We start from the raw sequence: 14,094 nt of genomic DNA on the forward strand, positions 1-14,094 counted from the left end.
GCAAGCACAACGTGACAGCCACCGACAGGGCACTGGAGCTGGTCAGGGTCGCGGCGGAAGCCGCCTCCGACAAGCTCGCCCAGGAGATCATCGCCTACGACGTCAGCGAGCAGCTGGTCATCACCGAGGCCTTCGTTCTGTGTTCGGCCCCCAACGACCGGCAGGTCCGCGCGATCGTCGACGAGGTCGAGGACCAGCTCCGCCTCCAGTCCGGTGCCAAGCCGGTCCGGCGCGAGGGCGAGCGTGACGGCCGCTGGGTCCTGCTGGACTACGCCGACATCGTCGTGCACATCCAGCACGAGGAGGAGCGCGGCTACTACGGCCTCGAGCGGCTGTGGAAGGACTGCCCCGAGATCGACCTGCCCGAGGGCGCGCGCGGCGCCCAGCGCACGCCGCTGGACGAGTTCTGACCCCCACCCCACTGCGAGCGGAGAGACACACCACGTGAGCGACACCCCTCGTGTGCTGTTCTGGCGGCACGGACGCACGTCCTGGAACGTGGAGAACCGCTTCCAGGGGCAGACCGACATCGCACTCGATCCGGTCGGCCACGCCCAGGCCAGGCGGGCGGGGGAACTGCTCGCCTCGTTGAACCCCGACGTCATCGTCGCCTCCGACCTGACCAGGGCCGCCGACACCGCCGGATACCTCTCCCGGGCCTCCGGGGTGCCCGTGGAGTTCGACGAGGGGCTGCGCGAGCGCTTCGGCGGCTCGTGGGAGGGGATGACCGGGGCGGAGCTGTCCGCGCGCTGGCCTGTCGAACACGCGCGCATGGACATCCCCGACGGGGAGCTCATCGCCGAGGTCGGCGACCGGATGCGCGCCGCCGTCGAACGCGGACTGGGCAAGACCCCGACCGGAGGGCTGCTCGTCGTGGTCAGCCACGGCGCCGCCCTCAGGGTCGGGATCGCCCGGATGCTGGGGGTCCCCGACGAACAGCGCGAGATCCTGGGACCGATCAGCAACTGCTGCTGGTCGGTGCTCCGGGAGCGGCGGGGGCAGTGGCGGCTGCTGGAGCACAACGCGGCCAGCCTCCCCGAGCCGGTCGTGCTCAGCGACGACGCCTGAACCGTTTCGACGTTCGGGCCGGATTCCGCTATGGTTCAGGGAGTCGGCGGGACCACCACAGGTCCGATCGACTCCCTTGAGGGGCTATGGCGCAGTTGGTAGCGCGCCTCCATGGCATGGAGGAGGTCTGGGGTTCGAATCCCCATAGCTCCACGGACTCAGGACGACCCTGCTCGGCGGTCTTCGGCCGCCTCGCCGGGTCGTCCTTCGTTTTTCCGGGGGAGGCCCCCGGAAACCCCCGAGGTAACCCCCTGTGGCCGGGGTCGCGGGGATCGGCGGGGGCCCTGCGAGCGGGGCTTCGTCCCGGGGCCGCGCTGGTCAGCGGCGCAGCCACACCGCCGAGTTCCCCGGGAGCCGTCCGTCCAGCTCCGCGCTGGCCACCAGCACCCGGCCCGGCGGCAGCTCCACCGCTTCCTCGCCCGTGTTGACCAGCACCAGCACGTCCTCACCCCGCCAGTAGGCCAGTACCGGCCCCCGGTTCAGCGTGTCGTCCCAGGTCAGCGCCTCGTCAGAGGAGAACTCCCGGCGGTGCGCCAGCGCCCGGCGGTACAGGGAGAGCACGGACCCGGGGTCGTCGGCCTGGGCCCCCACCGACCAGCGGCCCCATCCTTCGGGCTGGGGCAGCCACGGGGCGTCCCCGCCGAAGCCGTACGACGCTCCTTCGCGCGTCCACGGCAGCGGCACCCGGCACCCGTCCCGTCCCTTGTCGGTGTGCCCGCTGCGCGACCACCGCGGGTCCTCCAACGCCTGAGCTGGCAGGTCCGCCACTTCCGGCAGCCCCAGCTCCTCGCCCTGGTACACGTACGCCGATCCCGGCAGCGACAGCTCCAGGAGCGCCAGTGCGCGCGCCCGCCGCGTGCCCAGCTCCAGGTCCGGCTCCGGGTCGCGCCCGTCGGAGAGCAGCCACGCCTTCTGGTCGGTGCCCGGGGGCAGCCCCAGCACCGACACCGGGCGCACCACGTCGTGGTTTCCGATCACCCACGTGGGCACCGTGCCGACCTGCCCGGCGTCGGCGATCGAGGAGTCGATCACGCCGCGGTAGGCGTCGGCGTCCCACGAGGTCCTCAGGAAGTCGAAGTTGAACGCCTGGTCCAGCTCGTCCGGACGCGTGTACAGCACCCGCCGCTCACCGGGCAGCCACACCTCGCCCACCGTGGCCCGGGGCGGGTCGAACTCCGCCAGCACCCGCCGCCAGTCCCGGTACACCTCGTGCACCTCGGGCCGGTCCAGGAACGGGTGGTCCGGGTTGGCCGCGATGTCCTCGAACCGGCCGCCCTCCACCAGCACGAGGTCGCGCAGCGGCTCCCGCAGGTCCTTGACCAGCGCGTACGCCACGTCGATCCGGAACCCGTCCACACCGCGCCCGCTCCAGAACCGCAGGACGGCGCGGAACTCCTCGCGCACCCGCGGGTCGTCCCAGTTCAGGTCCGGCTGCTCGGGCGCGAACATGTGCAGGTACCACTGACCGTCCGCCGCGCGGGTCCACGCCGGGCCGCCGAACGTCGACCGCCAGTTGGTCGGCGGCAGTTCGCCTTCCGCGCCCCGCCCGTCGCGGAACACGTACAGCTCCCGCTCGGGCGACCCGGGACCGGCCTCCAGCGCCTCCCGGAACCACGGGTGCTCCTCGGAGGTGTGGTTGGGCACGATGTCGACCATCACCCGCAGGCCCAGCGCGTGCGCGGCGGCCACCATCGCGTCGAAGTCCTCCAGGGTGCCCAGGCGCGGGTCCACGTCCCGGAAGTCGGCCACGTCGTACCCGCCGTCCGCCCACGGCGAGGTGTAGAACGGCGACAGCCAGATCCCGTCCGCGCCCAGGTCGGCGACGTGGCCCAGGCGCGCGGTGATCCCAGCGATGTCGCCGGTCCCGTCCCCGTCGGCGTCTGCGAAGCTGCGCGGGTAGACCTGGTACAGGACCGCGTCGCGCCACCACTGCTGCATGTCGGTTCCTCCTGGTGGGTCATGAGAACAGGCCGCGCGTGCTCCGGGGCGCGGCGGTGGACTGCCTCAGGATGAGCTGGGTTGGCATCTCCACCTCGAGGGTTCCGGCCGTCCCGTTGAGGATGCCCACGGTGAGCCGACCCGCGGTCAGCCCGGTGTCGTAGGGGGCCTGGTCGACGGTGGTCAGGTCCATCACCGCCGCGGTGTCGTGGTTGTCGAAGCCCATGAGGGAGATCGACTCCGGCACGCGCACGCCCGAGCGGCGCAGCGTGCGGTACGCGCCCAGAGCGAGGTCGTCGAACTCGGCCAGCACGGCCGTGGGCGGGTCGTGGTCCGACAGCAGCTCGCCCATGGCCAGCTCGCCGCCCGCGTGCCCGGTGGACTTGGCCACGCTCCGCGGCGGCAGCCCCGCCTCCGCCATGGCCGCCTCGTACCCCCGCAGCCGGTGCCGTGAGCTGGCGCTGGACCAGGTCTCGGACCGCGAGGCGATGTAGGCCACGCGCGTGTGCCCCAGGTTGAGCAGGTGCCGCGTCGCCCCCGCGGCACCGGCCCGGTCGTCGATGTACACACTGGCCCGATCGGGTGTCCTCTGCCCGACCAGCACCACGGGCACGCCCACGTCGTCCAGCCGTTGGCACTCCTCCTCGGACAGGTCCATGGACACGGTGACCACGGCGTCGGTGTTGCGCCGCAGCGGCAGCGCCCGCGTCCAGCCCTCCCGGGCCCGCGTCTCGCCGACCTGGTAGACGAGCATGTCCAGGTCCGCTTCGCGCAGCGCGTCGCTGACCCCGGCCAGGACCGTTCCGAAGAACCACGGCTGGAGGAAGGGCACGACCACCGCGACCCGCCCCGTGCGGCCGGTGACCAGTCCCGAGGCGTTGCGCGAGACCACGTAGGCCAGCTCGTCCGCGGCGCGCTGGACGCGGTGGCGCACCTCCGGGGCGACCCCGGGGGCCCCGCGCAGCACACGGGAGACCGTCGAGAGGGAGACCCCCGCTCGCTGGGCGACGTCCCGCATGCTCGCGGGTTGGCTGGCCATGCCGTCCACGGTAGGAGCGCGACCCGGGTGATGGCAACGTTTTCATGAGTAGATTCGGATGGTGTGCCTCTCCTTTCCGTGCATGACGTATATCGAAGCGCGTTCACTGTTGACTAGGTCACACAGTCGGTGGCATCGTTTGCGCACGAACACGGGGGGATGACCCAGCACACACTCGACGCCGCGCGCCCGGACACCGTTCCGGCGCGGTAAGGAGAGAGCCATGCCAGTGCATTCACACCAGAAGGGGTACACGGTGCGCGCGTGCGCTGCCGGGCTCGCCGCACTGAGCCTCACCCTGGCCACCGCGTGCGGCGAACCCCCCGGGGAGGAGACCGCGGGGGAGGGCGGCGAGACCGCGGGCCTGGCCGAGGACCCGGCCTTCGTCTGGGCGGTCACCGGGGCCGACCGCGCGATCCACGAGGATGTCGCGCGCCTGTGGAACGAGGACAACCCCGACCGGCAGGTCGACATCTTCTTCCTGGCCCCCACCGCCGACGAGCAGCGCCAGGCCATGTTCCAGGACCTCCAGAACCAGGCGGGGGAGTTCGACGTCCTGGGCCTGGACGTCATCTGGACCGGTGAGTTCGCCGAGTACGGCTACGTCGAGAGCCTGGAGGACCTGCGCGGCGAGGTCGAGGGCGTCAGCCTGGAGGGGGCCGTCGACAGCTCCCAGTGGCAGCAGGAGCTGTACGCGCTGCCCTACTCCTCCAACGGCGCGTTCCTCTACTACCGCACCGACCTCGTCGAGGAGCCCCCCACGACCTGGGAGGAGCTCTACGACACCGGCATGGCCGCCGCTGAGGAGGAGGGCATCTCCGCCTACGTCGGCCAGGGCGACCAGTACGAGGGCTTCGTCGTCAACTTCCTGGAGCTGTACTGGTCCGCGGGGGGCCAGCTGTTCGACGACGCCCAGGAGCAGAGCACCTTCCTGGAGGGCGACGCCGCCGCCACTGCCCTGGACTTCATGACCGAGGCCTACGACAGCGGGTTCTACGCCGACGGCTTCGACACCATGGTCGAGGACGACGCGCGCGCCCTGTTCCAGGCGGGCGAGGCCGTCTACATGCGCAACTGGCCCTACGCCATCCCGCTCCTGGCGGGCGAGGGCGACGAGGAGAGCGCGGTCGCGGACGACTTCGCGGTCGCCCCGCTGCCCACCTTCACCGGTGAGGGCACCACCAGCGCGCTGGGCGGCCTCAACAACGCGGTCAGCACGCTGAGCGACAGCAAGGACCTGGCCCGCGAGTTCGTCCTGTGGGCGGCCACCGACCCCGAGGCGCAGGACATCCTGCTCCAGAACAGCCTGCCGCCGACCATGGCGAGCGCCTACGAGAACACCGACGACCCCGACTTCCAGATGCTCGGCGACATCCTCGCCCAGGCCCAGGCCCGCCCGCCGGTGCCCGGCTACAACTCGCTGTCCCTGGCCGTGCAGGACAACCTGCACCCGGCCTTCCGGGGACAGGAGGAGCCCGACACGGCCCTGGAGGCGGTGGACCAGGCGGCCAACGACGCGCTCGAACAAGAGTAGGCCGCATGGCGACGACCCAGAGAGTCCGCGTGAGCAGGGGCCTGGGTGAGCGTGCGATGGGGCGGATCTTCCTCGCCCCGTCGTTCGCCTTCATGGCCGTGATAGCGCTCTTCCCGGTCTTCTACGCGATCGGGATGAGCCTCTACGAGATCCGGGGGTTCCGCCAGGAGTTCACCGGCTTCGACAACTACGTCCGCGTCCTGACCGACTCCGGCTTCTTCAACGCCGTCTGGAACACCCTGGTGTTCACGGTGGCCTCGGTGTCGCTGGAGTTCCTCGTCGGGATGGCCTTCGCGCTGATCATGCACCAGGCCTTCCTCGGCCGAGGTCTGACCCGCGCGGTCATCCTGATCCCGTGGGTCATCCCGACCGCCGTGGCCGCGCAGGTGTGGCGGTTCATGTTCGACCCCAACCCGGGCTTCGTGAACGCCGTCCTCGGCACGGACATCAACTGGCTGCGCGACCCGTTCTGGTCGATGGTCGGCATCATCAGCGCCGACGTGTGGAAGACCGCGCCGTTCGTGGCCCTGCTGCTGCTCGCGGGCCTCCAGACCATCCCGAAGGACTACTACGAGGCGGCCAGGGTGGATGGGGCCAACGCGCTCCAGCGCTTCTGGAACATCACCCTGCCGCTGCTGCGCCCGTCGATCGTCGTGGCCCTGCTGTTCCGCACGGTGGACGCCCTGCGCATGTTCGACTTCGCGTACGTGTTCACCGGCTACTCGAACTCGCTGGCCACCCTGTCGGTCTACGCGCAGCGCTACCTGGTCCGGGACCCGGACCTGGGCTACGCCAACGCGTTGTCCACGGTCACGTTCGTCATCGTCATGCTCGTCGGCCTGGCCTTCATCAGCCGGATGGGCCGCCACATGATCGGTGAGGCGCCGCGGAAGGAGAAGCGATGACGGCCGAGACGGTGAGGCCGAGCGGGTCGGTGCACAAGCCCCGCCGACGCGTCCACCCGGCGGTGGGCAACACCCTCAAGCTGCTCGGACTGGCCGTGGTGCTGCTCTGGTGCCTGTTCCCGTTCCTGTGGATGGGTATGACCAGCCTGCGGTCGGGATCGGCGGCGATCACCGACCCGAACATCTTCCAGGGGCCCTTCGACTTCGGCAACTACCGGGAGATCTTCGACCAGGGCTTCCAGTTCGCGCTGCGCAACTCGCTGATCGTGGCGACGGTGACCACGCTGATCTGCATCCCGGTGGCCTCGCTGGCGGGCTACGCCCTGGCCCGGCTGCCGCTTGCGGGCAAGTTCGCGATCCTGGCCGCCACCCTGGTCGCGACCCTGTTCCCGCCGGTGGCGCTGGTCAACCCGCTCTACCAGATGTACCTGCAGCTCAACGAGTGGACCGGGATCAACCTGCTCAACTCCTTCGCGGGCATGATCATCCCGTACGTGGCGCTGACCCTGCCGCTGGCCGTCTTCATCCTCACCACGTTCTTCGCGGGCATCCCCAAGGAGATCGAGGAGTCGGCGAAGGTGGACGGGGCCACCCCGTTCCAGGCCTTCCTGCGCGTGGTGGCGCCGCTGGCGGCGCCGGGCGTGGGAGCGGCGGCCATCCTGACCTTCGTGTACGCCACCAACGAGTTCCTGCTGGCCTTCTCCTTCGCTCCGAACGACCTGAACGTGCAGACGGTGCCGGTCTTCGTGGCGACCTTCCAGCGGGTCGGCTACGAGAACCCGATCGGGCAGATCATGGCCGCCTCGGTCCTGGTGTCGGTCCCGCTGATCGTCTTCGCCCTGGTCCTGCAACGCAGGATCGTGGCGGGCCTGACCTCCGGAGCCGTCAAGGGCTGACAGCACTACCGGAGGGAAACGGACCGGTCCCGGGAGCGCACCCCGCCTCCGGGACCGGCTCCGTGTCCGGGGCGGCGCCCGCCGGACCCGGGTCAGCGGCGTACGACGTCGCTCCCGTCCAGGTCCGCCGCGTTTTTGCCCATCAGCTCGGCGGTGATCTGCAGCTCCGCCAGCGTCGCGCGCAGCACGTGCTCCACGCCCGCGGCGCCGCCCACGGCCAGCCCGTACACCCACGGCCGCCCCAGCAGCACCGCCTCGGCCCCCAGCGCCATCGCCACGGCCACGTCGGCGCCCGAGCGCACACCCGAGTCGAACAGCACCGTGGCGCGGTCGCCGACCGCGTCCACCACCTCGGGCAGGGCGTCCAGCGCCGCCACGGCGTTGTCGACCTGACGGCCGCCGTGGTTGCTGACCACGATCCCGTCCACGCCCGCCGCCACCAGTTCGGCGGCCTCGTCCCCGCGCACGACGCCCTTGACCAGCACCGGCAGGTCCGTCCACCGGCGGATGCGGGCGATGTTGTCGGTGCTCAGGGACCTGCTGGCGAACGCGCCCAGGAAGTGGAACACCGCCTCGGTGAACACCCCGCCCGGCTCCGGGTCGGCCTTGAGCCGGGACCGGAACTCCGGGTCGCTGAAGTAGTTCGCCGTGCCCTGGCTGCGCAGGAACGGCAGGTGGCCCAGCGCCAGGTCGCGGGGCCGCCACCCCAGCCGCTTGGTGTCCGCGGTGACGACGACCGCCTCCGCCCCCGCGGCCGCCGCCCGCCGCACGAACGACTCGGCCAGCGCGTCGTCGCCGGGCCAGTACAGCTGGTACCACCAGGAGTCGACCGCCTCGGCGACCCGTTCCATCGGGGTGGAGGCGGCCGTGGACAGCACCATCGGCACCCCCACGGCGTTGGCGCCCTCGGCCACGGCGAGCTCCGCCTCCCCGTGCACCTGCTCCAGGACGCCGATCGGCGCGGTCAGCAGCGGTGTGGCGTACTCCTTGCCGAACAGGGTGACTCCCAGCCCCCCGGCCCCCTCGGCCCCCGGCCGCAGGCTGCGCGGGCGCAGCGCGTAGCGGGCGAACGCGTCCACGTTGGCGCGGGCGGTGCGCTCCCTTCCCGCGCTGCCCTCCACGTAGCCGAACGGACCCGGCTCCATGGCCCTCTCGGCCAGGTCGCGCAGGTCCTCGTGGTGGTAGGGCAGGCCGGGCAGGATGCCGTTGGTCGCGTCGGCGTAGACGCGGTCCTGGTACTGGGCGAAGTCGGTCATGGTTCCCTCCCTGGCGCCGCGGCGCCGGGTACGGGCACCGCGGGGCACGGCGCACGGGACGGAAGAAGAGGACGGACCGGGCCGCGGGGAGGTGCGCCCCCGCGGCCGCGGCCGTCGAACCGTTCGCGCCCACCGGTTCTGGCCGGATGCTACCGCGCGCTCACGTGACCGGCGTCACCCGGTCCGCCCCGGTCCGGCCACCGCCGGGCTCCGCGGCCCCGGTCTCGGCGATGTGCAGTGCCGTGACCAGCTCCCGGTACAGGTCGTCCCGTTCCATCAGCTCCCGGTGCGTGCCCCTGGCCCGCACCCGCCCGTCCTCCATCAGCACGATGCTGTCGGCGTGGATCACGGTGGACAGCCGGTGCGCGATCGTCACCACGGCCGCCCGCGCGGCGTGGGCGCGCACGCTCTCGGTGATGGCGGCTTCGGTGATCGCGTCCACCTGCGAGGTGGCCTCGTCCAGCAGCAGCACGTCCGGCGAGCGCAGCAGGGCGCGGGCCAGGGCGATGCGCTGGCGCTGGCCGCCGGAGAAGGACGTGGCGTCCAGCGGAGTGTCCAGCCCCTCCTCCAGGGCGTCGATCTTGTCGGCCAGCCGGACCTGGCCCAGTACCCGGCGCACCTCGTCCTCGGTGGCGTCGGGGCGGCTGAACAGCAGGTTCTCCCGGATGGTGCCGGGGATGACCGGGGTGTCCTGCTCCACGTAGGCGAAGCGGCCGCGCACCTGCCCGGGGGTGAGCTCCCGGTAGGGGGTCCCGTCCAGGAACAGCTGCCCCTCCTCCGGTTCCAGGAAGCGCAGCAGCAGCGAGAACACGGTGGTCTTGCCCGCGCCGGAGGGCCCCACGATCGCGGTGTGCCCGCGCCGGGGGACGGCCAGGTCCACGCCGTCCAGCGCGGACTCGGCGCCGGGCGCGTACCGGGCGGTGACCCCGCGCAGCTCCAGCAGCGCGCCCGGGCGGTCCCCGTCCGGGGAGGGGACCGGCGCGTCCGCGTCCGCCGCCTCGGAGGAGGGCTCGAGCGGAATGGCCTCCACCTCACGGATGCGCCTGGCCGCGGCCACGCCCGACTGGAGGGTGGTGACGCTCTGGGACAGCTCCATGACCGGGGTCATCAGGGTGAACGCGTAGAGCAGGAAGGCGATGAGGGTGGAGACCTCGATCGCGCCCGAGGACACCCGCAGCGCGCCCACGCCCAGGATGGAGATGATGGCGAGCTGGATCCCGCTGAACGCGATCGTCCAGGCGACCGCCTCGCGCCGCACCGAGCGCACGCCGTGCCGCGCGGACTCGCGCGCGTGTTCGAGGATCTGGCCGCTCAGGCGCTCCTCGGCCCGGCTGACCTTGACCGTGCGCACCGCGCGCAGCGCGCCGTCGAGCATGCCGCCCATCAGGCCCAGGGAGTTCTGCGCCCTCTCCTGCGCCTTGGCCAGGGCGGGCATCAGCGTCAGGAACAGGACGGTGACCACGAGCACCGCGACGAAGGTGACCGTGAGCAGGAACAGGTCCAGCACGCCCATCATGACCAGCGTTCCCACCAGCAGCACACCGCCGTTGATGAGGCTGATGACGCTGCTGGAGGCGGCCTCGCGCAGCAGGACCGTGTCGGAGGTCGCCCGGGTGACGAGCTCGCCGGAGGAGCGGCGCGACAGCGGGATGAGCGCGGCGCGGAAGTAGCGGCGCACCAGCGAGGTGCGCGCGTCCAGCACCACCTTCTCGGCGACGGTGCCCAGGAGGATCCAGTGCCACAGGCCGGACACCGTGCCCAGCACGAACAGACCCAGCAGCAGGGCGATCGGCGCGAGCAGGCCGCCCCCGCCGGAGACGGTGTCCAGGACCAGCTTGATCACCATCGGGTTGGCGAGTTCGAGCGCCGAGCCGAACAGGGCCAGCACCAGGCCCAGCGCCAGCTTGTTCCGGTGCGGGCGCACGAACGACCACAGCACCCGGAGCTGGGCGAACCGGGGTTCGGGCGCACCCGGTTTCGAGTCGGTGTCTACTTTCGATGGATCAGTCATGTTTTAAAGTAGGTCATAGGCGACCGATTATTGTCAACCAATTACCGACAAGCCTAGGATGAGGGCATGGTGAAGAGCGCTCCCTCAGACGAAGAGACGAGGACGCGCGCCCGGACCCGGCGCGCGATCCTCGAAGCGGCGGTGGAGGTGCTCGGGGAGAACTCCTCGGCGCCCCTGTCCCAGGTGGCCAGAACCGCGGGTGTGGCGCGCAGCACGCTCCAGCGCTACTTCGCCGAACGCGCCGACCTGGTGTGCGCCCTCGGCGAGTACGCCGACGAGCTCATCAACGAGGCCACCGAACGGGCGCGCACCACCGAGGGCACCGGACTGGAGGCCTTCGGGCGCCTGGTGCCCGAGTACTTCGGGCTGCAGAAGGTGATCATGCTGACCTTCGGGTCCGACGACTCCTGGGACGAGGTGCTGGAGGAGGAGTGCGGGGAGGCGGACCGGGCCCTGTTCGCCCTGGTCGAGCGCGGTCACGCCGACGGCAGCATCGACCCCAGGATCACCCCGATATGGGCGCAGCAGCTCCTGTGGTCGGGGCTCTACGCGGCCTGGGCCTACGTGAGCGTCAGCCGTACGCCCGCCTACGAGTCCCTCAACCTGTGCGTGTACTCGCTGGTCAAGGCCGTCTCCAACCCCGGCCGCGACGGCGCGGGCGACCGACCCGGGGCGGCGCGAGGGCGGGCGTCCGCCCCGGGCGGCGCGTAGAGGAAGTCGGGTAACCCGCCGGGGGAGGGGACTACAGGTACAGGCCGGTGCCGCGCTCGGGGGCCTCGTTGGCCACGGCGTGCACGTCGCGCTCGCGCAGGATCACGTAGCGCTCGCCGTTCAGTTCGACCTCGCCCTGCTCCTCGGGATCGAAGAGCACCCGGTCCCCGGTCTTGACGTGGCGGGCGCTGGTCCCGGCGCCGACGACCTCTCCCCACGCGAGCCTGGTCGCCAGCTTCACCGTGTCCGGGATGACCAGGCCGGCGCTACTGCGCCGCTCGGTCCTGTCCGGGACCGACTTCACCAGCAGGCGGTCGTGGAGCATCTGGATCTCAAGCTTTGATTCGGGCACCACTCCAGGGTATTCGGCGCGGAAACCGGCCACCGCACGTCCACCCGAGGGTCCTGAGGTCGCAACCCACTCCCAACCTCCGGTACAGTGATTCCATCGCCGAGCGGGGGAACCGCCCGGCATACAAGGGGCTATGGCGCAGTTGGTAGCGCGCCTCCATGGCATGGAGGAGGTCTGGGGTTCGAATCCCCATAGCTCCACGTCGCGCGGGCTGCTGCTCGCCGGTCCTCGACCGGCTGGCCGCGGCCCGCGATGCTTTCCGGGGGGGGGAGAGACCCCCCGACCCCCCGAGGTACCCCCCCTGTTGTCGGGGCCGCGGTGATTCGCCTCCGGGCTCCTGCGGCTGGGTGCGGCCGAGTCCGGCGCCGAACCGGGGGAGGACGAAGGCACCCTGGTCACGCCGCGAGTCCGCGAGTCCGGCAAGGGCTCGCTGCTCACCGTCACCCGGAGCTGGTTCGACGCCCTCGCCGCGCGCCTGGGAACCGTCCCCGACAACGTCGCCGCGCAGACCGAGGGGTGGTCCCGAGGGCTCGCCGCCCTCGTCGGACACCTGGCGCGGACGGCGGCGCCGTGACCGGCGAGGCCACCGCGTTCGCGGCCCCGGGCGACGAGACGCGCTGGAGCATCCTGGTCCGGTTGGGCCGCGCGCCCGCGTCGGCCCCGGCACCGGCCGAGGAACGGCCGATCAGCCGCCAGGCCACCGTCAAACACGCGGCGCCCTGCGCGGGGTCGGCCTGGTCGAGTCCGAGCGGCGCGGCCGCGAGGTGGCGCACCGCCCGGTCGGGGCGCGCCTGAGCGGGCTGGGGCGCGACCTCCGGCGCCTCGCGCGGGTCTGGGGCCGCAGGCTGGAGGCGCTCAGGAAGCCGGCGGACGAGGACTGAGCCGTTCGTCCACGAAGGCGAGGAGGTCCGGATCGCCCGAGGTCAGGCGCTCCACCTCCTCGCCCCCGTCGCACCGGTGCAGGGCCACCGTCACCTCGGAGGCGGTCCGCCCCACCACCCGCCACACGGCGCCGTGGTCCTCCCAGCGGACCAGGGCGTCGACCGGGTTCTGTCGTGGTCTGTCGCTCATGTCCTCTCACGTGCCCCGTCCGGGGGCGCTCGAAGAGGGCTCCGGGCGGACGCCCCGGCCGGCCCGGAGCGTGCGGGGGTGTGTGGGCCGACCGACACCGCGGCTGGTCATCCCACCCCCACACGTCCGATAGACTCGAACCGTTGCCGAACGGCACGAGGGGCTATGGCGCAGTTGGTAGCGCGCCTCCATGGCATGGAGGAGGTCTGGGGTTCGAATCCCCATAGCTCCACGGACGAAGGGCGACCCTGCTCGCGCGTGAACGCGTGGGCAGGGTCGCCCTTCGCGTTTACCGGGGGAGACCCCCGACCCCCGAGGCGCCCCCTGTGGCCGGGCCGCGGTGATCGGCGGGGTGGGAGGAGAACTCCCCTGTGACGCGGGGCTTCGCCCCGAGGCGCCCTTCGGGATCGACGCGGTTCCCCGCTCTTGACCCGTGGGTGTGTCGTGAGCCATAATCAACACAACGGTTGATTAACAGGAAAGTTGAATACGCAGATGGCGACCGACCCGTTGAGTCTCACGTTCGCTGCACTGGCCGACCCGACCCGTCGGGCGCTGCTGGCGAGGCTCGCCGAGGGTGAGGCCACGGTCAACGAGCTGGCGGAGCCGTTCCCCATCAGCCTCCAGGCGGTCTCCCGGCACCTGAAGGTGCTGGAGCGGGCGGGCCTGGTCAGCCGGGGCCGCGACGCGCAGTGGCGCCCCTGCCGACTGGAGACCGCCCCCCTGGAGGAGGCGACGGGGTGGATCGAGCGCTACCACCGCCAGTGGGAGGACCGCTTCGACCGGCTCGACGCGGAGATCCGCCGAATCCAGCAGACACAGACCACAGGAGAGCAGTCATGAGCGACCTCACGGTGATCGCCGAGCCCGGGCAGCACGACATCGTCGTCACGCGCAGCTTCGACGCGCCCCGCGACGTGGTGTTCAGGGCCATGACCGAAGCCGAGCACCTCGCCCGCTGGTGGGGGCTCAAGGAGAACGAGACCGTCATCGACCGCGCGGACCTGCGCCGGGGCGGTTCCTGGAGGTTCGTCGAGCGCGCCCCCGACGGCCAGGAGTACGCCTTCCACGGCGTGGTCCACGACGTCGTCGCGCCCGAGCGCTTCGTGCAGACCTTCGAGTTCGAGGGCATGCCCGGGCACGTGTGCCTGGAGACCACCGCCCTGGAGGAGAGGGACGGGCGCACCCTCTACACGTCGACCACGGTGTTCCAGAGCGTCGAGGACCGCGACGGCATGGTCGAGTCCGGCATGGAGTACGGCCTGAAGCAGTCCATGGACGCCCTGGACGAGCTGCTGGCCACCATGGGCTGA

General features: G+C 71.6%; 15 protein-coding genes and 3 tRNA genes. 12 read left to right on the forward strand and 6 right to left on the reverse strand.

Translation table 11 applies throughout. The features are described from left to right. Positions 1-11 precede the first annotated feature (11 nt). The 3 genes from rsfS to KGD83_RS08295 all read left to right on the forward strand — a co-directional run bounded on the left by rsfS (position 12) and on the right by KGD83_RS08295 (position 1,221). Positions 12-410, forward strand: a complete 399-nt coding sequence (rsfS, locus tag KGD83_RS08285; RefSeq protein ID WP_047870575.1) for a ribosome silencing factor — start codon at positions 12-14, stop codon at positions 408-410. A gap of 34 nt (positions 411-444) precedes the next feature. Next, positions 445-1,068 (forward strand): histidine phosphatase family protein, encoded by a 624-nt coding sequence (locus KGD83_RS08290; protein ID WP_212643261.1) that lies wholly within the window; start codon positions 445-447, stop codon positions 1,066-1,068. A gap of 80 nt (positions 1,069-1,148) precedes the next feature. Further along, positions 1,149-1,221: transfer RNA gene (locus KGD83_RS08295), tRNA-Ala, on the forward strand. Positions 1,222-1,386: 165 nt separating this feature from the next. On the opposite strand, the gene KGD83_RS08300 is transcribed toward KGD83_RS08295, so the two are convergent. Continuing rightward, positions 1,387-3,006, reverse strand: a complete 1,620-nt coding sequence (locus KGD83_RS08300; protein ID WP_212643262.1) for a glycoside hydrolase family 13 protein — start codon at positions 3,004-3,006, stop codon at positions 1,387-1,389. A gap of 19 nt (positions 3,007-3,025) precedes the next feature. Beyond that, positions 3,026-4,045, reverse strand: a complete 1,020-nt coding sequence (locus KGD83_RS08305) for a LacI family DNA-binding transcriptional regulator (protein ID WP_212643263.1) — start codon at positions 4,043-4,045, stop codon at positions 3,026-3,028. A 223-nt stretch (positions 4,046-4,268) separates the two neighbouring features. On the opposite strand from KGD83_RS08305, the gene KGD83_RS08310 reads away from it, so the two are divergent. The 3 genes from KGD83_RS08310 to KGD83_RS08320 are packed head-to-tail and all read left to right on the forward strand — an operon-like array spanning position 4,269 to position 7,380. Beyond that, positions 4,269-5,579 carry an ABC transporter substrate-binding protein gene (locus KGD83_RS08310; RefSeq protein WP_212643264.1) on the forward strand — a complete coding sequence of 437 codons (1,311 nt, stop codon included), beginning with the start codon at positions 4,269-4,271 and terminating at the stop codon, positions 5,577-5,579. 56 nt (positions 5,580-5,635) lie between these two features. Beyond that, positions 5,636-6,484, forward strand: coding sequence for a carbohydrate ABC transporter permease (locus tag KGD83_RS08315; RefSeq protein WP_212644322.1), 849 nt, complete (start codon positions 5,636-5,638; stop codon positions 6,482-6,484). Continuing rightward, complete coding sequence (locus KGD83_RS08320; RefSeq protein WP_212643265.1) at positions 6,481-7,380, forward strand: carbohydrate ABC transporter permease; 900 nt, start codon at positions 6,481-6,483, stop codon at positions 7,378-7,380. The genes KGD83_RS08315 and KGD83_RS08320 overlap by 4 nt, the downstream gene beginning before the upstream one ends. 92 nt (positions 7,381-7,472) lie before the next feature. On the opposite strand, the gene KGD83_RS08325 is transcribed toward KGD83_RS08320, so the two are convergent. Beyond that, complete coding sequence (locus tag KGD83_RS08325; protein ID WP_212643266.1) at positions 7,473-8,636, reverse strand: alpha-hydroxy-acid oxidizing protein; 1,164 nt, start codon at positions 8,634-8,636, stop codon at positions 7,473-7,475. A 160-nt stretch (positions 8,637-8,796) separates the two neighbouring features. Further along, complete coding sequence (locus tag KGD83_RS08330; RefSeq protein WP_212644323.1) at positions 8,797-10,575, reverse strand: ABC transporter ATP-binding protein; 1,779 nt, start codon at positions 10,573-10,575, stop codon at positions 8,797-8,799. Between the two features lie 138 nt (positions 10,576-10,713). On the opposite strand from KGD83_RS08330, the gene KGD83_RS08335 reads away from it, so the two are divergent. Further along, positions 10,714-11,358, forward strand: a complete 645-nt coding sequence (locus KGD83_RS08335; protein WP_212643267.1) for a TetR/AcrR family transcriptional regulator — start codon at positions 10,714-10,716, stop codon at positions 11,356-11,358. 31 nt (positions 11,359-11,389) lie between these two features. Here the strand turns inward: KGD83_RS08335 and KGD83_RS08340 are convergent, their stop codons facing one another. Then, entirely contained in the window at positions 11,390-11,683 is a 294-nt protein-coding gene (locus tag KGD83_RS08340) for a GroES family chaperonin (RefSeq protein ID WP_017568462.1), read from the reverse strand. Between the two features lie 154 nt (positions 11,684-11,837). On the opposite strand from KGD83_RS08340, the gene KGD83_RS08345 reads away from it, so the two are divergent. Next, positions 11,838-11,910, forward strand: a tRNA-Ala gene (locus KGD83_RS08345). 370 nt (positions 11,911-12,280) lie between these two features. Continuing rightward, on the forward strand, positions 12,281-12,505 hold the full coding sequence (locus KGD83_RS08350; protein ID WP_338036951.1) for a hypothetical protein: 225 nt from the start codon (positions 12,281-12,283) through the stop codon (positions 12,503-12,505). Between the two features lie 60 nt (positions 12,506-12,565). Here the strand turns inward: KGD83_RS08350 and KGD83_RS08355 are convergent, their stop codons facing one another. Beyond that, the gene (locus KGD83_RS08355; protein ID WP_212643268.1) at positions 12,566-12,781 is read right to left on the reverse strand and encodes a hypothetical protein; all 216 of its coding nucleotides are present in this window, start codon (positions 12,779-12,781) and stop codon (positions 12,566-12,568) included. Positions 12,782-12,940: 159 nt separating this feature from the next. Between KGD83_RS08355 and KGD83_RS08360 the strand changes: the two genes are divergently transcribed. The 3 genes from KGD83_RS08360 (at position 12,941) to KGD83_RS08370 (ending at position 14,094) form a co-directional block, all read left to right on the forward strand. Then, positions 12,941-13,013: transfer RNA gene (locus KGD83_RS08360), tRNA-Ala, on the forward strand. A 263-nt stretch (positions 13,014-13,276) separates the two neighbouring features. Then, positions 13,277-13,624 carry an ArsR/SmtB family transcription factor gene (locus KGD83_RS08365; RefSeq protein ID WP_212643269.1) on the forward strand — a complete coding sequence of 116 codons (348 nt, stop codon included), beginning with the start codon at positions 13,277-13,279 and terminating at the stop codon, positions 13,622-13,624. Next, entirely contained in the window at positions 13,621-14,094 is a 474-nt protein-coding gene (locus tag KGD83_RS08370; protein ID WP_212643270.1) for an SRPBCC family protein, read from the forward strand. The genes KGD83_RS08365 and KGD83_RS08370 overlap by 4 nt, the downstream gene beginning before the upstream one ends.

Source organism: Nocardiopsis akebiae, from assembly GCF_018316795.1.
GTDB lineage: Bacteria > Actinomycetota > Actinomycetes > Streptosporangiales > Streptosporangiaceae > Nocardiopsis > Nocardiopsis dassonvillei.